The organism is Actinobaculum massiliense (assembly GCF_001457435.1).
GTDB lineage: Bacteria > Actinomycetota > Actinomycetes > Actinomycetales > Actinomycetaceae > Actinobaculum > Actinobaculum massiliense.
Genome location: NZ_LN881717.1, coordinates 165,974 through 187,975, shown reverse-complemented (window position 1 = coordinate 187,975; position 22,002 = coordinate 165,974). Strand labels below are relative to the sequence as shown.

General features: G+C 59.2%; 18 protein-coding genes and 1 pseudogene. 14 read left to right on the top strand and 5 right to left on the bottom strand.

From position 1 onward, the window contains the following. Positions 1 to 44 precede the first annotated feature (44 nt). Positions 45 to 764 (top strand): dephospho-CoA kinase, encoded by a 720-nt coding sequence (gene coaE, locus BN2664_RS02790; RefSeq protein ID WP_007001736.1) that lies wholly within the window; start codon positions 45 to 47, stop codon positions 762 to 764. 127 nt (positions 765 to 891) lie between these two features. Next, positions 892 to 1,017 (top strand): hypothetical protein, encoded by a 126-nt coding sequence (locus BN2664_RS09425; protein WP_269431464.1) that lies wholly within the window; start codon positions 892 to 894, stop codon positions 1,015 to 1,017. A 6-nt stretch (positions 1,018 to 1,023) separates the two neighbouring features. On the opposite strand, the pseudogene BN2664_RS09460 reads toward BN2664_RS09425, so the two are convergent. Both BN2664_RS09460 and BN2664_RS02780 read right to left on the bottom strand, forming a co-directional pair. Next, positions 1,024 to 1,122 (bottom strand): annotated as a pseudogene (locus BN2664_RS09460) (HNH endonuclease signature motif containing protein); the annotation flags it as partial. A gap of 468 nt (positions 1,123 to 1,590) precedes the next feature. Beyond that, the gene (locus tag BN2664_RS02780) at positions 1,591 to 2,121 is read right to left on the bottom strand and encodes a hypothetical protein (RefSeq protein ID WP_040317374.1); all 531 of its coding nucleotides are present in this window, start codon (positions 2,119 to 2,121) and stop codon (positions 1,591 to 1,593) included. 101 nt (positions 2,122 to 2,222) lie between these two features. Here BN2664_RS02780 and BN2664_RS02775 point away from each other — a divergent pair, with 101 nt between their 5' ends. The 3 genes from BN2664_RS02775 (at position 2,223) to BN2664_RS02765 (ending at position 6,587) form a co-directional block, all read left to right on the top strand. Next, entirely contained in the window at positions 2,223 to 3,089 is an 867-nt protein-coding gene (locus BN2664_RS02775) for an aldose epimerase family protein (RefSeq protein ID WP_007001739.1), read from the top strand. Positions 3,090 to 3,276: 187 nt separating this feature from the next. Continuing rightward, entirely contained in the window at positions 3,277 to 5,355 is a 2,079-nt protein-coding gene (gene uvrB / locus BN2664_RS02770) for an excinuclease ABC subunit UvrB (RefSeq protein WP_040317375.1), read from the top strand. A gap of 206 nt (positions 5,356 to 5,561) precedes the next feature. Then, positions 5,562 to 6,587 (top strand): TerC family protein, encoded by a 1,026-nt coding sequence (locus BN2664_RS02765; protein ID WP_007001741.1) that lies wholly within the window; start codon positions 5,562 to 5,564, stop codon positions 6,585 to 6,587. On the opposite strand, the gene BN2664_RS02760 is transcribed toward BN2664_RS02765, so the two are convergent. After that, positions 6,584 to 7,546, bottom strand: coding sequence for a bile acid:sodium symporter family protein (locus BN2664_RS02760; RefSeq protein WP_007001742.1), 963 nt, complete (start codon positions 7,544 to 7,546; stop codon positions 6,584 to 6,586). The genes BN2664_RS02765 and BN2664_RS02760 overlap by 4 nt on opposite strands. A gap of 94 nt (positions 7,547 to 7,640) precedes the next feature. Between BN2664_RS02760 and uvrA the strand changes: the two genes are divergently transcribed. From uvrA to secG, 9 genes are all read left to right on the top strand, one after another. Continuing rightward, positions 7,641 to 10,484 carry an excinuclease ABC subunit UvrA gene (gene uvrA / locus BN2664_RS02755; RefSeq protein ID WP_007001743.1) on the top strand — a complete coding sequence of 948 codons (2,844 nt, stop codon included), beginning with the start codon at positions 7,641 to 7,643 and terminating at the stop codon, positions 10,482 to 10,484. A gap of 99 nt (positions 10,485 to 10,583) precedes the next feature. Continuing rightward, positions 10,584 to 12,674, top strand: a complete 2,091-nt coding sequence (uvrC, locus tag BN2664_RS02750) for an excinuclease ABC subunit UvrC (RefSeq protein WP_007001744.1) — start codon at positions 10,584 to 10,586, stop codon at positions 12,672 to 12,674. 31 nt (positions 12,675 to 12,705) lie between these two features. Next, positions 12,706 to 13,641, top strand: coding sequence for an RNase adapter RapZ (rapZ, locus tag BN2664_RS02745; protein ID WP_007001745.1), 936 nt, complete (start codon positions 12,706 to 12,708; stop codon positions 13,639 to 13,641). After that, the gene (locus BN2664_RS02740) at positions 13,641 to 14,600 is read left to right on the top strand and encodes a gluconeogenesis factor YvcK family protein (RefSeq protein ID WP_007001746.1); all 960 of its coding nucleotides are present in this window, start codon (positions 13,641 to 13,643) and stop codon (positions 14,598 to 14,600) included. Before rapZ ends, BN2664_RS02740 begins: the two co-directional genes overlap by 1 nt. Before the next feature lie 74 nt (positions 14,601 to 14,674). After that, on the top strand, positions 14,675 to 15,655 hold the full coding sequence (whiA, locus tag BN2664_RS02735; protein ID WP_007001747.1) for a DNA-binding protein WhiA: 981 nt from the start codon (positions 14,675 to 14,677) through the stop codon (positions 15,653 to 15,655). Positions 15,656 to 15,883: 228 nt separating this feature from the next. Continuing rightward, positions 15,884 to 16,897: a type I glyceraldehyde-3-phosphate dehydrogenase gene (gene gap / locus BN2664_RS02730; protein WP_007001748.1), complete on the top strand. Its 1,014-nt coding sequence runs from the start codon at positions 15,884 to 15,886 to the stop codon at positions 16,895 to 16,897. A gap of 116 nt (positions 16,898 to 17,013) precedes the next feature. After that, positions 17,014 to 18,207 carry a phosphoglycerate kinase gene (locus tag BN2664_RS02725; RefSeq protein WP_007001749.1) on the top strand — a complete coding sequence of 398 codons (1,194 nt, stop codon included), beginning with the start codon at positions 17,014 to 17,016 and terminating at the stop codon, positions 18,205 to 18,207. A gap of 2 nt (positions 18,208 to 18,209) precedes the next feature. Then, a complete protein-coding gene (gene tpiA, locus BN2664_RS02720; protein WP_007001750.1) occupies positions 18,210 to 18,989 on the top strand; it encodes a triose-phosphate isomerase in 780 nt (259 codons plus the stop codon). Between the two features lie 149 nt (positions 18,990 to 19,138). Then, positions 19,139 to 19,381 carry a preprotein translocase subunit SecG gene (secG, locus tag BN2664_RS02715; protein WP_007001751.1) on the top strand — a complete coding sequence of 81 codons (243 nt, stop codon included), beginning with the start codon at positions 19,139 to 19,141 and terminating at the stop codon, positions 19,379 to 19,381. Between the two features lie 27 nt (positions 19,382 to 19,408). Here secG and BN2664_RS02710 read toward each other — a convergent pair whose 3' ends face one another. Beyond that, a complete protein-coding gene (locus BN2664_RS02710) occupies positions 19,409 to 20,017 on the bottom strand; it encodes an ABC transporter ATP-binding protein (protein ID WP_197408639.1) in 609 nt (202 codons plus the stop codon). 41 nt (positions 20,018 to 20,058) lie between these two features. Beyond that, positions 20,059 to 21,990, bottom strand: a complete 1,932-nt coding sequence (locus BN2664_RS02705) for a hypothetical protein (protein WP_007001753.1) — start codon at positions 21,988 to 21,990, stop codon at positions 20,059 to 20,061. Positions 21,991 to 22,002: the final 12 nt, after the last annotated feature.

The following is a 22,002-nucleotide window of genomic DNA, read 5'->3' as shown; positions in this document are numbered from 1 at the left end:
GTCCGCCCGCGGCGGCGGTTTTGTATGCCGGGTAATCTTGTCCCATGCATGAAAAAATCCAGGTTGGGGGAGCCAGCGCGGTTTTGCTCCGGCCCTTCGCGCGTGCCGCCAGCGCCGCGAGCAAGGCTGGCGCTACGCTACGGCTGGCAGTTTCGGGCGGAATCGGCTCTGGCAAATCGACCGTGACCGCCGTTCTCGCCCGCCGCGGCGCCGTCGTGGCGGATGCGGACCAAATAGCGCGTGATCTGCAGGCTCCGGGCTCGCCGCTTCTCGGCGCTATCGCGAAGCGCTTTGGTCCGAGCGTGCTTACCCCGAGCCCTGCGCCGGCTGGCGCCGCGCTAGATGCGCCCGCCGCGCCAGATGCCGCCACGCTTGATCGCGCCGCTCTAGCGAGAATTGTTTTTAGCGATTCGGCGGCCAAAGCAGACCTCGACGCCATCATGCACCCAGCTATCTGGGAGCGCGCAGAAGCGATTCTCGCAAGCGCCCACCCTGGCCAGCTTGCGGTTTACGACGTTCCACTCCTCATCGAAACCCGCGCCGACCGACACGTCGACGCCGTGTTGATTGTCTCCGCCCCGCTCGAAGCGCGGCTCGATCGCCTCGAGCGCCGGGGTATTAGCCGCGCAGACGCCACAGCGCGCATCCAAGCTCAAACCACCGACGCCGCACGACGCGAGCTCGCGCATATCTGGCTCGATAACGCCGGCGCGAAAGCGGATCTCGAGCAGCTCACCGCGGCTGTGGCAGACGCGTGGCTTTAGCCGGCTCTCGCTAGCCGTGCCTAGCGAGAGCCGCGCTCATCCCGCTAGCCGTGCCTAGCGAGTGCGGTGCTCACCGCGGCAGCGCTGGCCACTTGCGCTCGCTCTAGCCGCTCTAGCTTTTCCAACGGTGCGTGCCGATTACGCCGAGCGCGTCATTTACGAAGAGCAGGCCGTTCTCATGTACGTGAATTCGGACGCGCTCCATATGAACGTAGCGGTGGTGGCGCCAGCAAAGGCACACGGCATTGTTTAGATCGCTTCTGCCTCCTTCACTCCATTCTTGGGCGTGATGGACATCGCAGGTTTGATAGGTATCTGTGCAACCTGGAAAAGCGCAGCCTCCGTCGCGGGCGATCACGGCGTGTTTTTGCGACTCAGAGTACAGCCGGGTCGCTCTTCCGGTGTCGAGGACAGTGCTGGGCCCGGAGAAAACCGTTCGGATAATCGCGGAATTGCAAAGGAGCGTCGCTAGCTCGGACGGCAACAGGGCAATGCCATCCCCAAGGACTGCAGGTTCACCTCCCGCATACGCTTCGGGAGGTGGGTCTTCAGGAATCGTGGCTACAGGCGCGCCCAATTCCGCGCTTGGAGGCGAGGTTTCACACGTCCCGGCCCGTGCCGCGGCGCCCACGAGATCTCCGCCGGTTCCGTCGCGTGCCGCCGGGCCGCCGGTATTTCCGCCGGTTCCGTCGTGTGCGTCCGTGCCTACCTGAGGTTTGCTCGCGTTCCCGCGCGTTGCATCACGTACGGAAGCAACGAGCCGAGCAGCTCGCTGTTGTTCTGGGGTGAAACCGGACGTCGTGCACTGACCATGCCAGCCGAGGCTTTAACCAGTGATGCGGCACTCGGAGCCCTCCGTCGCATTGAAACCAACAGTGCCGCCGGCCTCGCCCGCATTCGGAGTGCCAGCATCACAGAGTTCCGCGCAGATGTACTTGGCATCCAGCTCTTGGGCACGCTTTGCTTCGGCGTCGCGCCGGCGACTTGCGTTCGCGGCAGCTTGCACACAATAGGAGCATTGCGGTGACATGGCGAGCGGGTGCGAATCCCCGCAAGGCACGACCAGCTCGGATGCACCGCCACCTGCATCTTCCACTTTGCGGTAACCGGCTTCCAGGGAGCACATTTGCCGCTTGACGAAACTATTCCCTTTCAGGTTGCCTACCTGCGTTCCGCCAGATTGCGCGCCGCCCGCTTGCTCGGCCGAAATCCTCGCATAGCATTCGAGGGTAGCCATCGGTACTTTGACCATGATCACCGTAGTGAGGCGATTTCTCTCACGTACGCCTTCGTATGCCTCGTAACCTCCGCCGTCTCGAACCGCGCCGATGAAAGCCGCCGCCCGCCGCACCTCCAAGAAACGAGAGTTTCGCTATAGGGCGGGCGGACTCGTTGGCGCGCCAGGCACGGGTAGGATAGTGCCGTACGCCATATTTATTTGAGTCAAAGGAGAGATGAATGGCTGAACTTCCTTGGAAAGGCACGCCGGGCACGGGTGCACGCGCGGTTGAAAAGAACGGTCTGAAGGCAATTGAAATCCAGACGGACTACGCCACGGGTTTGGTTTACCTCATGGGTGCGCACGTCACTGACTGGGCGCCAGTGGGGGAGGAACCGGTGCTCTTCACCTCTGCGGCGTCGAATTTCGAGCTGGGCACGCCGATTCGCGGCGGCATCCCGGTGGTTGCGCCTTGGTTCGGTCCGTCGGATGAGGGCCTGCATGGCTGGGCCCGCACCCGCGAGTGGAACCTCGACGCGGTTTCGCAGGATGGTGGCGCGGTTGAGGTCGACCTCTCCCTCAAGGGTGAAGCGGAGTTTGGCACCGACGGCGCAGCGCTCGAACTGGCGGCGCATATTTACTTCGGCGAAACCTTCACTTTCGAGCTCACGGCAAAGAATGTTTCCGATGAGGACGTTACGCCCGAGCTCGCGTTGCATGCCTACTGGGCGGCGAACGCTGAGCAGCTCGAGGTCGGAGGCATTGAGGATGGCGGCGTCGATCGCCTCGCCGACAATGCGGAGATTGAAGGGCCGATGGAGAAGCTTGAGGGCCAGACGGTCGATCGCTTCTACACCTTCCCCGGCACGATCACGATTCACGATAACGGCGGCGGGCGCGACATCCTCGTCAGCTCGCCCGAGTCGGCGCAGGCAGTGGTTTGGAATCCCGGCACTTCCGGCTCCGAATCGAACGCGGACTTCGAGAACGACGATTGGAAGAAGTTCGTGTGCGTGGAGGCCACCCGCGTGCGTGATTTCGCGCCGATCATTAGGCCTGGTGAGGAGGCCAAGCTGACGTTGCAGGCGAAAGTGAAGAAGGCGTAGTAGCGCCGACTTTGCAAGCCGAAAAAGCAGAGAGAAAGGCGAGTGCGGGGTAGCCCGTGCTCGCCTTTCTGCGGGGCGCCTTTCTCCGCGTTTGCACGACGGCGGAGCGCGCGCCGAGTGCAAACCGGCCAGAGATGCGCCAGGCGTTACGCGGCCGCGCGAAGCGCACTCGGCTACGATGGGGCACATGGCTCTTGATGCTCAGATTGATCGCGCGGAAAAACCTTTTGAAGTCATTTCGGAATACACGCCCTCGGGCGACCAGCCGCAGGCGATCAAGGAACTCGCGGAGCGCATCAATAACGGGGAAAAAGACGTGGTGCTCCTGGGCGCCACCGGCACCGGTAAATCCGCCACCACCGCCTGGCTAGTCGAACAGGTGCAACGGCCCACCCTCATCATGGAGCCGAATAAGACCTTGGCCGCCCAAATGGCGGCCGAATTCCGCGAACTGCTACCAAATAACGCCGTCGAATATTTCGTTTCGTATTACGACTACTACCAGCCCGAAGCCTACGTGCCACAAACCGATACTTTTATAGAAAAAGATTCCTCCATTAACGATGAGGTGGAGCGGTTGCGCCATTCAGCCACCAATTCCCTGCTCACCCGGCGCGATACCGTCGTCGTTGCCTCCGTTTCTTGTATTTACGGACTCGGTACCCCGCAAGAATACGTGGATCGCATGGTGCAGTTGCGGGTGGGGGACCGCATTGACCGCGACGAACTGCTACGAGTGTTCGTCGGGATGCAATATGCCCGCAACGACATTGATTTTTCGCGGGGCACCTTCCGCGTGCGCGGGGACACGGTGGAGATCATTCCGGTGTACGAAGAGCTGGCGATTCGCATTGAGTTTTTCGGCGACGAGGTCGATTCGATCTCCACGCTCCACCCGCTCACCGGAAACGTTATCGGCCACACCGACACCGCGCATATTTTCCCTGCCTCGCACTACGTGGCTGGCCCGGAGCGCATGGAACGCGCCATTAAATCAATCGAGGCGGAGCTGGCGGAGCGCCTGGAGGAGCTCCGCTCGCAGAACAAGCTTTTGGAGGCGCAGCGCCTGGAAATGCGCACCTCCTACGACGTTGAAATGATGCGCAATATCGGCACCTGCTCCGGCATTGAAAACTATTCGCGCCATATTGATGGGCGCGGGCCGGGCACCCCGCCAAATACGCTTCTCGATTATTTCCCGGACGATTTCCTCCTCATCATTGACGAGTCGCACGTGACGGTCCCGCAAATTGGCGCCATGTACGAGGGCGATATGTCCCGCAAGCGCACCCTGGTCGAATACGGTTTCCGCCTGCCCTCCGCAATGGATAATCGCCCGCTGAAGTGGGAGGAATTCCAGGAGAGAATCGGCCAAACCGTGTATCTTTCCGCCACCCCGGGTAAGTACGAGCTGGAGCGCTCAGACGGTTTCGTGGAGCAGATTATTCGCCCCACCGGCCTGGTCGATCCGCTGATTCGGGTCAAGCCAACCGAGGGGCAAATCGATGATCTGCTGGAGGAAATTCGCGTGCGCGCCGATCGCGACGAGCGGGTGCTGGTAACCACTCTGACCAAGAAAATGGCCGAGGATCTCACCGATTACCTGGCCGAACGCGATGTGCGGGTGGAGTATCTGCATTCCGATGTGGATACCTTGCGCCGCGTGGAGCTGCTTCGCGAATTACGCATGGGCAAGTTCGATGTGCTGGTGGGTATCAACCTCTTGCGCGAGGGGCTCGACTTACCGGAGGTCTCCCTAGTGGCGATTCTCGACGCCGATAAGCAGGGCTTCCTTCGTTCGACGACGGCGCTCATTCAGACAATTGGCCGCGCCGCCCGAAACGTATCCGGCGAGGTGCACATGTACGCCGACTCCATTACCCCGAATATGCGTGAAGCAATTGATGAAACGAATCGCCGTCGGGAAAAGCAAATTGCCTACAACAAGGAAAACGGTATCGACCCGCAACCGCTCCGCAAGAAGATCGCGGACGTGACGGATATGCTGGCCCGCGAGGACGTGGACACGCAGGCGCTCCTGGAGGGCGGCTACCGCAGCGAACCCGAATACGCCAAGCGGCGCGCCTCCGAACGGGAAATTGCCCGCGCCGAGGGTGCCGGCGAACTGCGCAAGATGATTGACGAGCTCACCATGCAAATGCACGCCGCCGCCGAGCAACTGCAGTTCGAACTGGCCGGGCGCTACCGCGACGAAATTAAGGATCTCAAGTCCGAGCTGTGGCACGCCGAGCAAGCCCAGCGTTAGGCGCCACAAAAAGTGACCGAATAAAAGCGGTGACCCACGCCCGGTAGCTAGGACTTTCGGGTATATTTGAGCGCCGGGAGGGGAGTATTTCCACCGAACATCGGTTCGTCACCACGGCACACGCCCGGACCGAGGCCCGTAGCGCCAAGCGATTCTGCGGGTGGAAAGAGACCTCCGGTTTCTAACGCTCTACCGGAGGAATCATTGTGAATTCGTCTGTCCTAACCTTGACTTCGGCGCAAGCTGCACAAATGTCTGTTCACCCCTGGGAGTGGATTGTGCTCAGCGTCGTGGTGCTGGGGTTGCTGGCATTTGACCTCATTAGCCATATTCGCACCCCGCACGAACCGACCATGAAGGAAGCCGCCTTCTGGTTCTTCTTCTACGTCACGATGTCGCTCATTTTCGGCAGCTACCTGTGGTGGCAGCACGGCGGGCTATTCGGTCTTGAATACTTCTCTACTTACGCCCTCGAAGAGTCGCTTTCCATCGACAATATTTTCGTCTTCATTATTATTATGTCTTCCTTCGCGGTGCCCAGAATCCTGCAGCAAAAGGTACTGTTCTGGGGAATTATTATCGCGATGGTCCTGCGCCTGACCTTCATTCTTCTCGGCGCGGCAATCGTCTCGCGTTTCGCGTGGGTCTTCTTCCTCTTCGGTGCGTTCCTCATTTACACGGCCATCGGCCAAATCCGCGAGGGCGTGGAAACCGGCGAAGAAAAGGAATACAAGGAGAACGGCGTGGTGCGTTTCGCCCGCAAGCTGTTCCCCGTCGCCGACACCTATCACCGCGATCACTCCTTCGTAAAAATCGACGGCAAGCGCCATATGACGCCGTACTTCCTGTGCATTGTGGCCATTGGCGCCGCGGACTTCATGTTCGCCCTGGATTCAATCCCCGCCTCCTTCGGAATTACCAAGGAGCCCTACATTATTTTCGCGGCCAATGCCTTCTCGCTTATGGGCCTGCGGCAGATCTTCTTCCTGATCGACGGCTTGCTGGAGCGGCTCGCGTATCTGCATTACGGCCTAGCGGTAATCCTCGGCTTCATTGGCCTCAAGCTCTTTGTGGAAGCCTTCCACGCCTACGGCCTGCTCACCGCGATCCCCGCGGTGGGCCCGGCCACCTCGCTGATTGTCATTCTCGCGGTGCTTTTGGTCACCGTGGTCGCCTCGCTTCTGCGGGCGCGGCGGGTTGGTAACGACGACGCCGCAGCTGGCGAGGCCTAAGCTTCTCCACTCTGTGCGAGCCGGCGGGCGATAATCGCGCAAACGAAAATCTGCAACTGGTGGAAAACCACGATTGGCACCGAAAGCGGTGCCACGGTTGCGGGAGGAAAGAGCGCTTTGGCCATCGGGAGACCGGTGGCCAAAGACTTTTTTGAGCCACACATCAGCACCACGATGCGGTCCTCGCGATTCAAGCCGGCGAGTCCGGCCACCCACCAGGTGATACCCAACATCGCCGCGAGCATCATCGCGCACAGCCCAAGCAACGCAAAAATTGTGCCGAGGGTGACGGCGGCCCAGGCGCCTTCGGCGGTGGCGTTGAGAACTGAGGAAAAGACGATGAGGATAATCGAGGTGTTGTCCACGGTTCGCACCAGGCGAGGATGAGCGCGCCACCAGTTTCCCACCCAGGGCTGCAGACACTGGCCGAGAATAAAAGGAAGCAGGAGCTTGAGAAGCACCGAGGTAAAGCCGCCCCCCGAGGCGCCTTCGACGTGCAGGAATCCCAAAACCAATAGTGGGGTGAGGAACATTCCGAGCGTGTTGGAAATCGTGGCGGAAGTGACCGCGGCGGCCACGTTTCCGCGCGCGATGGACACCATGGTGACGGAGGATTGAATCGTGGACGGCAATAGCGAGAGATAAAGGAAACCGAGCGCAAAATCGCTCCCCAGGAGCGACGCGGTGATCTTTCCGAGTGCGAAGCCAACTACCGGGAATACGATGTAGGTAGCGGCTAAAACCAAGCCCTGTAGCTTCACATTGCGTAGCCCGCGAAGCACATCGGTGGTGCGCAGGCGCATTCCGTAAACAAAGAAGACCGTGGCGACGGCCAAATCCGCGCCGACCTCGAGAACCCGGCGGGGAGCCTCCGGGGCGTGAATTAGTAGCCCTGCAACCAGCGCCAGAAAAATTCCCGTCACCAGCGGGTCCGGGCGCCATGAAATTTTATTCCTCATAACGCAGGGAACACTACCAGCGATAGTCCCGCCGCGCGCTAGCTGGCGGCGAAAGTCCTTTCGAACACCTGTTCAAAACAGTAAACTTGCCCGAGTGAGTGACATTATCCAGGTGCGAGGCGCCCGCGAAAATAACCTAAAAAATATCTCTCTCGATATTCCTCGAGACAAGATGGTTGTATTCACCGGTCTTTCCGGGTCGGGCAAATCATCGCTCGCTTTCGATACGATTTTTGCCGAGGGCCAGCGCCGCTACGTGGAATCTCTGAGCTCATACGCCCGTATGTTCTTGGGCCAGATGGATAAGCCAGACGTCGATATGATCGAGGGCCTTTCGCCAGCCGTCGCGATCGACCAAAAATCCACTAATCGTAATCCGCGCTCCACCGTCGGCACGGTCACCGAGGTTTACGATTATTTGCGCTTGCTCTTTGCCCGCGCTGGGGTGCAACATTGCCCGGAGTGCGGAGCGCGGATCCAAGCGCAGAGCGCCGAGCAAATCGTCGATACCCTGCTCGAGTACGAGGAAGGCACCCGTTTTATGGTGCTGGCGCCGGTAGTGCGCGGGCGCAAGGGAGAATACTCGGATGTTTTCGCCGAGCTCGCCCAGGCCGGCTATACCCGCGCGCGGGTTGATTCGGAGGATATTCGCCTTGATAATCCCCCCAAGCTGGATAAAAAACTGCGCCACGACGTCGACGTCGTCGTCGATCGCCTGGTGGTGCGCGAAGGAATTCGCACCCGCCTCACGGACTCGGTAGAGCAGGCACTCGGCCTCGCGAAGGGAATCCTTCTGGTGGTGTTCGTGGACCTGGAGGATAGCGACCCGCACAAAACCCGCCGTTTTTCCGAAAAGCGCTCCTGCCCGAACGGCCACGAACTGGCACTGGAGGAAATCGAGCCGCGGACGTTTTCGTTCAACGCGCCCTACGGAGCCTGCCCCGAATGCGACGGCATCGGCTCGAAACTCCAGGTGGCGGAAGACCTCGTGGTGCCGGATACGGAAAAAACCCTCCGCGAGGGCGCCATTGCGCCGTGGACCAGCCACCAGGATTTCTTCACCCGGCAAATGGAGGCGCTGGGTGAGGACCTCGGCTTCGACGTCGATACGCCCTGGAAGGATTTGCTCAAAAAGGCGCGCAACGCGCTCCTCGACGGGGCGAACTTCAAGGTCCAGGTGCGCTACCGCAATCGCTGGGGTCGCATGCGCGAATACTCCACCGGCTTTGAAGGCGTGCGCCGCTACGTGATGCGTAAGCACGATGAAACCGAATCGGATTGGACCCGTAACCGTTACGAGGGATATATGCGGGAGGTGGCCTGCTCGGTTTGCCATGGCGCGCGCCTCAAGCCGGAAGTGCTGGCAGTGCGCATTGGCGAGCTAAATATTCACGAGCTCTGCTCGCTGGCAATTGACGATGCCAAGAACTACCTCGACCACGTGGAGCTTGATTCCTTCCAGGCCCAGATCGCCGCGCAGGTGTTACGCGAGGTTCAGTTGCGGCTGGGATTCCTGGTGGATGTGGGGCTTTCGTATCTCACCTTGGCGCGCGGGGCCTCTACGCTCTCGGGCGGCGAGGCGCAACGCATCCGGCTCGCCACGCAAATTGGTTCCGGGCTGGTGGGCGTGCTTTACGTGCTCGACGAGCCGTCAATTGGTCTGCATCAGAAGGATAACGATCGCCTGCTGGCAACGCTTAAAAAGCTGCGGGACCTCGGCAATACGCTGCTGGTGGTAGAACACGACGAAGATACAATCCGCGCCGCGGACTGGGTGGTGGATGTAGGGCCGGGTGCCGGAGAAAAGGGCGGAGAGATCGTTTATTCCGGTCCGGTGGCCGGGTTGCTGGAGGCAAAGAACTCCGTAACCGGCGATTACCTGGCCGGCCGGCGCGCCATTGCGGTGCCGGAAAAGCGCCGCAAGGTGCTCAAGAAAAACCAGATCGTCGTTAAGGGTGCGCGGGAGAACAACCTCAAGAACATTGAGGCTAAGTTCCCTATTGGCGTTCTTACCGCGGTGACCGGGGTTTCCGGCTCCGGAAAGTCCACCTTGGTCAATCAGATTCTCTACCAGTCGCTAGCGAACCAGCTCAATCGCGCGCATACCGTGGTGGGCCGGCACAGCTCGGTAACCGGCGCGGAGGAGCTGGAAAAAGTGGTGCACGTGGATCAGTCGCCAATTGGCCGCAGCCCGCGCTCCAATCCCGCTACCTATACCGGGGTGTGGGATAAGGTGCGTGAGCTTTTTGCCCAGACCCAGGAAGCCAAAGTGCGCGGATACACCGCGGGGCGCTTCTCCTTCAACGTCAAGGGCGGGCGTTGCGAAGCCTGCAAGGGCGACGGCACAATCAAGATTGAGATGAACTTCCTGCCCGATGTGTATGTGCCCTGCGAGGTCTGCCACGGAGCTCGCTATAACCGCGAAACCCTCGAGGTTCACTACAAGGGTAAAAATGTTTCGCAGGTCCTCGATATGACGATTAGCGAGGCGCTGGAGTTCTTCGATCCGATCCAGAAGATCACCCGCTACCTGGCAACTTTGGAGCGCGTGGGGCTGGGTTACGTGCGCCTGGGGCAAAGCGCTACCACGCTTTCGGGCGGGGAAGCCCAACGTGTGAAGCTCGCCTCGGAACTGCATCGACGCAATCGCGGTAAAAGCGTGTATATCCTTGACGAACCGACCACCGGACTGCATTTCGAAGATATTCGCAAACTGCTCCTGGTGCTGGAAGGCCTGGTGGATCAGGGCAATACCGTGATCGTGATTGAGCACAACCTCGACGTCATTAAGAGCGCGGATTGGGTGATTGACCTCGGGCCGGAGGGCGGTGCCGGAGGCGGTACCATCGTTGCCGAGGGCACGCCGGAGGACGTGGCTAAGGTGAAGGAATCGTATACCGGGCAATATTTAGCGCCCATTTTGCGTTCAGATTCTTAGGCTCGTGATGCACGACGGTGTCGCGCAACGGCGTCGTGCATCGCGCCGGCGGGGCGCCCCGCAATAACGCGCACAACGGAAAAGTGAGGAAGGAGACGCGTGGCTGATCCGCAAAGTTACCGGCCCAAAACGTCGGATATCCCCACCGACCCGGGGGTGTATAGATTCCTCGACCCGGAGGGGCGAGTGCTCTACGTGGGGAAGGCGAAGAACCTGCGAAACCGGCTACAGAACTATTTCCAGCCACCGGAAACGCTGATTCCGCGCATCCGGAAAATGGTGTTCACCGCGAACCGCGTGGTGTGGGTGGTGGTCGGCTCCGAAGTCGAGGCGCTGACGCTTGAATACACCTGGATTAAGCAGCTCGAGCCGCCTTTTAACGTGATGTTTCGGGATAATAAGTCTTATCCCTACCTCGCGGTTTCCATGCGCGAAGAATATCCGCGCGCATATATCACCCGCGAAAAGCATCGCAAAGGCAATGTGTACTTCGGGCCGTATACGAAGGTCTGGGCGATTCGTAAAACCCTCGATTCCTTGCTACCGATTTTCGGGATGCGCTCCTGCACGGATGCCGATTTTCGGCGCGGGCAACGCACCGGCAAGCCCTGTTTTAATACCCATATCGGTTTGTGCAACGGCGCCTGCGCAAATCTCGTGACGAAAAAAGAAAACCGCGCTGCGGCCGAAGAATTCATCCGCTTTATGGACTCGGATGGAAGTGCGCTAGTGCGGCAAAAAACCGCAGAAATGAAGCAGGCCTCCGCCGAGTTGGAATTTGAACGGGCGGCGCGCCTGCGCGATGAAATCAGTGCCCTGAAAACCGCGACCGAACGCAATGTGGTGGTTTTTGACGGCAATCTCAATGCGGACGTTATTGGCTTGGAAGCCGACGAAATCGACGCTTCGGTGCAGGTCTTTTATATCCGTGGCGGGCGCATTCGCGGTCAGCGAGGATGGGTTACCGAAACCGACGGCACCAATCCTTCCGACGTTATTAACCAGCTACTTTTGCAGGTATACGGCGACGCTGAATATGACGCCTACCGGGGCGTGGGGACCTTCGGTGATCGCCGGGTGGAGGCGCCGCACGCGGTAGACGACCGTGCGCACGTTCCGGCCGGAGCCATTCCCTCCGAAATCTGGGTGCCGGTGTTCCCCTCAGATCGAGCCGGTATTGAGCGCTGGCTAGCTGAGCGCCGGGGCGGGCCAGTACATCTGAAGAAACCGCAGCGGGGCCCGAAAGCCCAGCTTGCCGCTACCGTGCACGCCAACGCCAAACAGGCCTTTGACCGCAATAAGTTGGCGCGAGCGGCGGATATTACCGTGCGCTCGCAGGCGCTGGAGGAACTGCGCGAAGGTTTGGATCTGGAGCGCGCCCCGCTCCGCATTGAGGGCTACGACATTTCGCATACCCAGGGCAACCAGCAGGTTGGCTCCATGGTGGTTTTCGAAGATGGACTGAAGAAAACCTCCGATTACCGCCACTTTATTGTGCGCGGGCCGGATGGACACGGGGTTCCGGACGATACCGCGGCGATGGACGAGGTGCTGAGCCGCCGCTTGCGCCGCCTGGGAGAAGGCGCGCACGGAAACGATGCCGGAGGCGAGGAAGACGCGCAGATCGCGGCCGCGCGGGCGGTGGATGAAGACCTGACCGGCTCCGCGGCGCCGCAAAAGTTTGCTTATCGGCCAGATTTGCTGGTGGTGGATGGCGGCCTGCCGCAGGTCAATGCCGCCCAGCGCGTGGTCGACGAATCGGGCGCTAATGTGCAGGTGATTGGACTGGCGAAGCGCCTCGAAGAAGTGTGGGTGCCGGGGGAGGAGTACCCGGTTATTTTCCCGCGAAGCTCCGCCGCTCTGCGTTTGCTACAGCAGGTGCGCGATGAGTCCCACCGCTTCGCTATTACTTTCCACCGCAAGAAGCGCGGCCAGGCGATGACCCGCTCGGTGCTCGACAAAATCCCCGGACTGGGGCCGGCTAAACAAAAGATCCTGCTCAAGCAGATGGGTTCTGTGAGGCGGATCCGCGCCGCTAGCCTCGAGGAGCTACAGGAGGTCCCCGGCATTGGGCCGAAACTCGCGCAAGAGATTTTCAGCTTTTTGGCGCCAGCCGAGCGCGGCTCTAGCGCGGACCCGGCGCTGGCCGCGCAGGAGACTGGCGCGGGCGCGGCTCCCGCGGAGCGCTAACGGCGTCGGACCCGTGTGGCATGATGAATCTATGAGCGATATCAACGACACCTCGCGGATCCCCAAGGTCGTGCCGCAGGCGGATATAGAGGCCCAATTACCCCCGGCGAAAGTTCCGGAAATCATTGTGGTAACCGGTATGTCTGGCGCGGGTCGAACTCGGGCGGCCAATACGCTCGAGGATCTCGGGTGGTACGTGGTGGACAATCTTCCCCCGCGCCTGCTCAAACCCATGGTTGGGTTAATGTCGCCCGACGGCGGAGTGCAGCGCCTCGCCGTCGTCGTCGACGTGCGTTCCCGGGAGTTCTTCAAGGAACTCGTGGGCCAGCTAGATACGGTCCGCCAGGCGGGTATTGACTATCGCATTATTTTCCTCGATGCCTCTGATGATGAGCTCGTGCAGCGATTCGAGACCGTGCGTCGTCCACATCCCCTCGAACCACACGGACGCCTTATGGATGGCATTAGCAAGGAGCGCCAGCTACTGGCAGATCTGCGTAATCGCGCCGATTCGGTTATTGAAACCACCGGCCTTTCGGTGCATGACTTGGCGCGAAAAGTCCGGCGCCTGGTGGGCGATGGTACCCAGGATGACGTCCGCGTTACCGTCATGTCCTTCGGTTTTAAATACGGCCTGCCGCTGGATGCCGACAATGTGGCAGATGTTCGCTTCCTTCCCAATCCCTACTGGGTCTCCGAGCTACGCCACCTCACCGGCCACGATAAGCCGGTCTCCGACTTCGTGTTGGAGCAGGAGGGAGCGCGGGAATTCGTGAATAAATACTCGGAACTTATGGCGAGTATTCTCAGCGGGTATTCGCGTGAGCTCAAGCCTTTCACCACCATCGCAATTGGGTGCACCGGGGGTAAACACCGATCGGTGGCGATTGCGGAAGCTATTTCCGAGCGTCTGCGCCAGGCGGGGCAGTCGGTGCGCACAATACATAGAGATTTGGGGCGAGAATAATGAGTCTTCATCGCGGAAGCCGTGGGCCGCACGTCGCGGCTCTGGGCGGCGGTCACGGGCTTTTCGCAACCCTCTCCGCGCTACGCCTCATAACTCAGAACATCACCGCGATCGTCACCGTTGCCGACGACGGCGGTAGTTCGGGCCGCCTGCGGCAGGAATTCAATACCATTCCGCCCGGTGACTTGCGCATGGCCCTCTCCGCGCTGTGCGATGACGGGGAGTGGGGCCAAACCTGGCGTGATGTGCTGCAACATCGTTTTACCAGCGACGGGCCAATGAATGGGCACGCGCTGGGTAATCTCCTCATTGTCACTATGTGGGAGCAATTGGGAGACGTGGTCGCCGGCCTGGATTGGGTGGGCGATTTGCTACGAATTAAGGGCCGGGTAGTGCCAATGTCCCCAATTCCGCTGGAAATTGAAGCGGATGTGGAAGAAGATGGCACCCTGCGGAAGTACCGAGGGCAGGTGGCGGTGGCTACCGCGCGTGGCCGCGTCAAGCACGTGGAGCTCATTCCGGAAAATCCTCCTGCTCAACCCGAGGCGGTGGAGGCCATTCGCGATGCCGAATGGGTAGTTTTTGGCCCGGGCTCCTGGTATACCTCGGTGATCCCGCATCTTATGGTTCCGCAGTTGCACGAGGCTCTGGTGCAAACCAAGGCACGTAAAGTTATGGCGCTGAATCTTGGCACGGAGTGGGAAACCAAGGGGATGAGCCCGGCAGACCATGTTCGCTCTTTCCACGAGCACGCACCGGACGTAAGCCTGGACGTGATTATTGCCGATCCGGGTTCCATTGATGACCTGGACGGGATGGACTCTATTGCCAATGAGCTGGGAGCTGCCCTCATGCTCCGCCAGGTTAGAATGACCGAGAATCACGCGCTGCATGACGCTTTGCGGCTGGCCGCAGCCTATCGCGATGCTTTCGAAGGAACCGTCGGAGACGTTGAGTAAGCACGGCGTGTAAGTGCCGAGAGTACGCACTGTGCTCACGCGCCATATCGCGTGAGCACAGGAGAAAGTGAAGGTTGGAATTGCCCGCTCTGAGTTTGCCGGTTAAAGATGAACTTGCCAAAGTGAACCCGGCGTCCCGCTCCGCCGCTATCGCGGAACTGTCCGCGCTCTTCCGCTTTGGCGGGGGATTTGTGGCCCAGCATGGACAGCTCGGTATTTTATGCGAGCTCAGCCACGAGCCAACGGCGCGTCGGCTGTGCGCCCTGGCGGAGCAGCTTTTGGGGGCGGAGCCCGAGGTAACGCAGGTGTCATCGCAAATGAAGCAGGGCACCCACTACCGAATTATGATCGCTGATCCGCGCGAGCGGCTTTCCCACAAACTCGGTTTGCTCGATTCGCGCGGGCGGCCCGTGGCGGGAATGGCAACATTTATTGTGGGAGGTTCAAAGGCTGATGCTGCGGCTGCCTGGCGCGGAGCCTTTCTAGCCCGAGGTTCGCTAATGGAACCGGGAAGAAACGCCTCATTGGAAGTGGTGTGCCCGCGTCTGGAGGCCGCTTATGCGCTTGGCGGCCTGGCGCGCCGCCTGGATATTACCTACCGGGTGCGTGAAGCGCGCGGAGCTCAGCGAGTAGACATCCGGGGCGGGGAGGGTATCTCCGATATGCTCACGCGCATGGGCGCCCACGATGCGGTGTTGCGCTGGGAAGAGCTACGTGTTGAACGCGAAGTGCAAGGCACGGTTAATCGCCTGGCCAATTTCGACGACGCCAATATGCGCCGTAGCGCCAACGCTGCGGTGGTGGCAGTGCTCCGGGTGGAGCGCGCCTTCGAGATCCTCGGAAACGAGGTGCCGGAGAATCTCCGCCAAGCGGGTATGGCGCGAGTGGAATATCCGAGTGATTCCTTGGCCATGTTGGGGGAGCGCCTAGACCCCCCGGCCACGAAAGATGCGGTGGCGGGCCGGTTACGGCGCCTCAACGCGTTGGCCGATAAAAAGGCCGTTGAATTGGGCATACCAACTACGGAAGATGTGGCCCAGGGAGAAGATTTATAGCCGTATCCGGTTTCGATTCGCCCCCGGCATAACGGGACTAAGGGCGCGGAATCGCGGCTTTTTGAGGGCCGTTGTGCGAAAGGTCGCACTCGCGTCGGGCGAAGGCCCAAGCCTGGCCTTCTAAAACCGGTAAAATTGATTGCGGATACGGGAGATAATCCCGGCCGAACCCCCGCTAATCGGGCGGGAATCGACGATACGCGCGGAAGCGCGTGAGGAGGAAAATAAGTGACTGTACGCGTTGGTATTAACGGTTTTGGTCGTATCGGTCGTGACTTCGTTCGCGCCGTTTACAAGGAAGGCCTCGACCTCGGTTTCGAGATCGTCGCCGTGAACGACCTCACCGACGTCAAGACGCTTGCGCACCTGCTCAAGTACGACACCGTCGGCGGCCACTTCCCCGGCGAAGTTGAGGTTACTGAAGAAGGCTTCTCGATCAACGGTAACGCAGTGAAGGTATTCGGCGAGAAGGATCCCGCCAACCTTCCGTGGAAGGACCTCGGCGTCGAGGTTGTTATCGAGTCCACCGGTAAGTTCCGTACTCGCGAGGGCATGGAAAAGCACATCCAGGCTGGCGCCAAGAAGGTCCTGCTTTCGGCCCCCGGCAAGGATGAGGACGGCACCTTCGTTATTGGTGTGAACGACTCCGAATACGATCCGGAGAAGCACAACCTGATCTCGGACGCCTCCTGCACCACCAACTGCCTCGCCCCGGTGGCGAAGGTTCTCCAGGAGAAGTTCGGTATCAAGAAGGGTCTTATGACCACGATCCACGCTTACACCGCGGATCAGAACCTGCAGGATGCGCCGCACAAGGACCTGCGTCGTGCGCGCGCCGCCGCTCAGAACATCATCCCGACCACGACCGGCGCCGCCAAGGCCGTCGCGAAGGTCATCCCCGAGCTGAAGGGCAAGTTCGACGGCTACGCCGTTCGCGTTCCGGTTATCACCGGCTCGTTGACCGACCTCACCTTCCAGTCGGAGAAGGAAGACATCACCGCTGAAGAGATCAACGCGGCGATGAAGGAAGCGGCTGAGGGAGAGCTCAAGGGCACCCTGAAGTACACCGAGGATCCGATTGTTTCGACGGACATCGTCAACGATCCGCACCAGTCGATCTTCGACGCTTCGCTGACCAAGGTTCTCGGCGACCTCGTCAAGGTTGTTTCCTGGTACGACAACGAGTACGGCTACGCCGTCTCGCTCGTCAAGCTCACCGACATCGTTGCCAAGAGCCTCTAAAGACTGACCTCAGGTAACAGTTTCATGAAGTGAGAAGGTGCCCGTGCGTGCGAGATTCGTGCGCACGGGCACCTTTGCTTAGAAGAAAAAGAAGTAACGCTTAGTTAGGACGAAAATTGAGGACTATTGATTCGCTCGGCGATCTCGCCGGCAAGAAGGTTTTGGTTCGCTCGGACTTTAACGTCCCGCTCGACGGCGATAAGAACATCACTGACGACGGCCGTATTCGCGCCGCTCTCCCGACCCTCAAGCGCCTGCTTGACGCCGACGCCAAGGTGATCGTGATGGCCCATCTCGGCCGTCCGAAGGGCAAGGTCAACCCGGATTACTCGCTAGCTCCCGTGGCCAAGCGCCTTGGTGAGCTACTGGGCAAGGATGTTGTGCTCGCCGGCGACACCGTGGGTGAGGATGCCCATGCCAAGGTCGAGGCTATGAACAACGGCGACGTCGTTCTCCTGGAAAACGTTCGTTTCGACGCTCGCGAAACCTCCAAGGTGGAGGAAGAGCGCCAGGAGCTCGCCAAGGAATACGCTTCGCTGGCGGACGTCTTCGTTTCCGATGGCTTCGGCGTGGTTCACCGCGCGCAGGCTTCCGATTACGACGTCGCAACGCTTCTGCCTTCGGCAGCCGGCGAGCTCGTCTTTAAGGAAATCGACTCCCTCTCCAAGGCCACCGAGAATCCGGAGCGCCCCTACACCGTGGTGCTCGGCGGTTCGAAGGTTTCCGACAAGATCGGCGTGATCGAGAACCTGCTCGAGAAGGCTGACAAGCTCCTCATTGGCGGCGGAATGGCCTTCACCTTCCTGCGCGCCAAGGGCCTGGAAATCGGTAACTCGTTGGTTGAAGATGACCAGATCGAGACCGCTCGTAAGTATATTGAAGAGGCCTCGGCCAAGGGCGTTGAGCTTCACCTCCCGGTGGATGTCGTGGTGGCGGAGAAGCCGGAAGCCGGCATTTCCTCCTCGATTGTTTCCGCGAACGATATTCCCGCGACCGAAGCGGGCCTGGACATCGGGCCGGAAACCGGTGAAGACTTCGCCGAGGTGATCGCCAGCTCCAAGACCATCGTCTGGAACGGCCCGATGGGCGTCTTCGAGATTGAGGACTTCGCTGAGGGAACCAAGGCCGTGGCTCAAGCCATGCAGGATGCCGAGGGTTTCACGATCGTTGGTGGCGGTGACTCCGCGGCGGCCGTGCGCACGCTCGGCTTCGATGAGTCCAAGTTCAACCACATTTCGACCGGTGGCGGCGCTTCCCTCGAGTTCCTCGAGGGCAAGACTCTCCCCGGTATCGCAGTTCTGGAGGATTAGTAATGGCACGTACCCCGATTATGGCGGGTAACTGGAAGATGAACCTCGATCATCTCGAGGCTACCCACCTGGTTCAGAAACTCGCTTGGACGCTCGAGGACGTCAAGCATGACTTCTCGAAGGTAGAGGTTGTTGTTCTGCCTCCGTTCACCGATCTTCGTTCGATCCAGACCCTGTGCGAGTCTGACGGGCTGAAGATCAAGTACGGCGCTCAGGACGTTTCAACCCACGACGAGGGTGCGTACACGGGTGACATTTCGACGACAATGCTGACCAAGCTTGGTTGCAGGTACGTCGTAGTGGGCCACTCGGAGCGGCGTGAATACCACGGCGAATCCAACGAGTTGGTGGGGGAGAAGGCCAAGAAGGCGCTTGATGCCGGCCTCACCCCGATCATGTGCTGCGGCGAAGCGCTCGAGGTGCGCAGGGAAGGCAAGCAGGTGGAGTACGTGGTCGGCCAGATCGACGCAATGCTCGCCGGGCTTTCCGCCGAAGAGGTTGCGAAGTCGGTTATCGCCTATGAGCCCATCTGGGCCATCGGCACTGGCGAGGTAGCAACCCCGGAAGACGCCCAGGAGGTGTGCGGAGCTATTCGCCAGCGCATCGGCGAGCTTTTCGACGATGCTACTGCCGAAGCGGTTCGCATTCAGTACGGTGGATCCGTGAAGCCGGCGAACGTGGCGGACATTATGTCCCAGCCTGACGTCGACGGCGCACTGGTCGGCGGAGCCAGCCTCAAGGCTGAAGATTTCGCCAAGATTGTCACGTACCAGGCGGCCTAAGTCAACAGTGACCAAGAGCGCGGATGGGTTTCTTACCTATCCGCGCTCTTCGGCTAAACTAAATAACGTCGCTTTTCTGCGCGTGCATCATCATGGCTCCGACCTGACGCTATGTATGGCCGCAGGAACATATTGAAAGGAACCACGGCGTGACCGTTCTGCTTTACGTTTGCGAGGCACTTCTGCTTCTGACGAGCATTCTTTTGACGCTCTCGATTCTGCTCCACAAGGGTAAGGGCGGCGGAATTTCCGAAATGTTCGGTGGAGGAATCTCCACCTCGATGCGTTCATCGGGCGTGGCCGAACGGAATCTTAACCGTATTACCGTGGGGCTGGGCATCGTCTGGCTCATCTCCGTGGTTCTTATCGGCTTGATCGTCAAGTTCGGCTAAAATCACGTAACTCGCTTGCCCTAAAATTTAGCCGACATGCACGAGTAGTTGGCAGTGTTCCATAAGGTGCTCGTCGTGGGTAGCCACGATAACGGCGCTTCCAGCTCGTGCCGCTTCTTCGAGCAATGAAATGACCTGGGCGCGATTGGCCGCATCTAGCGATGCGGTTGGCTCATCTGCGTAGATGTACCGCGCTTGGCGATAAAGCGCCCGCGCAATGCCAACACGTTGCTTTTCGCCGCCTGAAAGCACCGTAACGTCTTCCTGTATACGGCTCTGCATTCCTACTGCCTCGAGCGCGCGTAGGGTGTCATGATCTGGGTTCGGAAAGCGCCCGAAAATGTTCGGGCCACGAAGATTTACGTTATAAGCGACTGTACGGCCGGGGATGATCCCCGCGTCTTGGTAGATAAAGGCAGCTTTCTCTCGCCAAAATCGCTGAATTTTGTTTTCTTTCCATCCGGTGGCGTCTTCGCCGTCGATCTCCACTAATCCAGCCGTCGGGCGCAGAAGCAACCCTAAGATATTCAGCAACGTAGTTTTGCCGCTCCCAGAAGGACCCACGAGAGCGGTAATTTGGCCTGAGGAAACAGACACGTTGACATCGCTAAAAATGGTTCGGCCCGTGATCTCCATACGTAAATCGCGTGTGATAATAGACATAGTTTCCTACAACTTCAGGTGCGGTGAATAGTTTTTAGTGAGATAGCTCGGACAACGTGAAGGTGAGTCCAATAGGTACCGCCCATGTATACGAGCAAAACGAGGGCTACGATCGTCCCCGCGTAGAGAAGATTATCCAACTGCATTACGGCGAGGGTAGCGCCAATTGCGCACGCTATCACCGCCAACGCAAATTCTTTCCGGATGCGCGTCCGCACTATGTGATGCCGCGGAGACCCGGCAGTATATAGCGCAAAAATTTGCTCCGGGTTACTGTTTCCCCAGTTTAAGGCCGCAACGAAAAGCATTAACCCCACGGTTGCCGCCGCGATGAAAGTAGCGAGGACTCCTGAAATCTTAAGTATCCGTTGAAACTGCGCCTCTGCGGCAAAAGCGTCCGTCACGTTATCTACTCCGAGAATAAATGAAGAGAAGCCGCTTTTCGTAGCAAGCTCTAGTACTTTATCCGGGTTGCTAAAGATAACCTGCCCGTTGACAAGAAAAGATCCAAGCGCTCCGAGCTGATCTAGTTCTTGATAGGGATTCTCCAGAACTACGATGAGTGGATTACTGGTTTTTACGGTGTTGCTCGCATCCAAAAGGGATGGACCGATAGCGGGAAAAGCATCTTCGTTGTTCCAAGAATAGTAATGAGCGGAGATTCCCGCACCGTTAGTAGCGAGTGTGGAAAGGGCATCGCGGGTGGATGAATCGACATTCACCAGAGCGAGGTCAGATACCGTAATTCCCATGAGGTTTATGTAGTTACGGTCCGCCAGGATGATGTGGTCGTACCCGTCGGGCACAGGAATATCCATGAGTTGATCAATTACCGCCGAAAATGCCGGTAAATTTTCCTGTGCGCTAGTCGAAAGAAACTCACTCGCTGCCGATATATACGCTTCTTGCGCCGCGCTGGAATCAATTGATGCGGAGATCTGAAGGCGCACCGCATCCTGCGCCCGCGTCCATTGCTGTAGTTGCTCCTCGTTGGCGTGCGCGAGAGTCGCACTGTAGATGCTGAGTGGCAACATGAATACGATCAAGACGAGTCCCAAGGCGCGCGCTACTCCAGCTCCCAGATTGAGGCGCCGATCGGGTACCGTGGTGCGAATACCAGCATCGCGAATCCGGGGTAGAGCGAGCCGCGACGCCGCTACCGTCACTACCAGGCAAATCGCAAGTAATGCGAGCAACTGGGTAAAACTGCGCCAAACAAAGGGATCGGTCCTAGTCCAGCCCCATACCAGGCAAGCTAACACAATGAGTGCGTAGGTAAAGAGCGCGGCAAACGAAAAGGTTCGCCAGACTTCCCATACGTCATGGTAGTGAATACGCCACCGAGCAACGCCTGAGGTTAGTAATACCTTTCGCGCGGTGCGTCGACGCGCGAATATAAACAGACAAGACGAAAGCGCGAGGAGGATGAGCGTGCCGAGCGCATATCCTATTCCGCTCCGAACAAGTTGGGATGAGGTGTGTACCGGACTCAGACGATCGAAACCGGTGAGTTCGAGTCCGGTTTCCTCAGCCCAGTCCCGGATTATTCGTTCCTGCCCGCCAGCGGACTGAATCGCGTAACTACCCGTTAGCGTTCGAGTACCGATATCCTCCGGAGCCACGTACTGGCCGTCAACGGCCGACAACCAGGGCACCCTACCTTGGAGTTGGATCCCCGATGCCGGAAAGTAAATGACGTCCACGTTGGCATCACCGTCTATAAAGCTGGGTGCGTTCTTAAAAATTGGCGTACCTAGTCTGACGGCGAGTTCAGAGATGTGTGAAACGATGGTTGTTTTTTCGAGCTGAGCACCTTCAGTAATCAGCCCAAAGTTAAAATTGGTTCCCGGAGGAAAATCCTCCTGTTCGTGGACGACCGAAACGCCCGCGAAAAGACAACCAATTATGGCCGTAGCAACCCCTAAAACGCGTAGTAGGTTTCTCATAGGAGCTTGAAA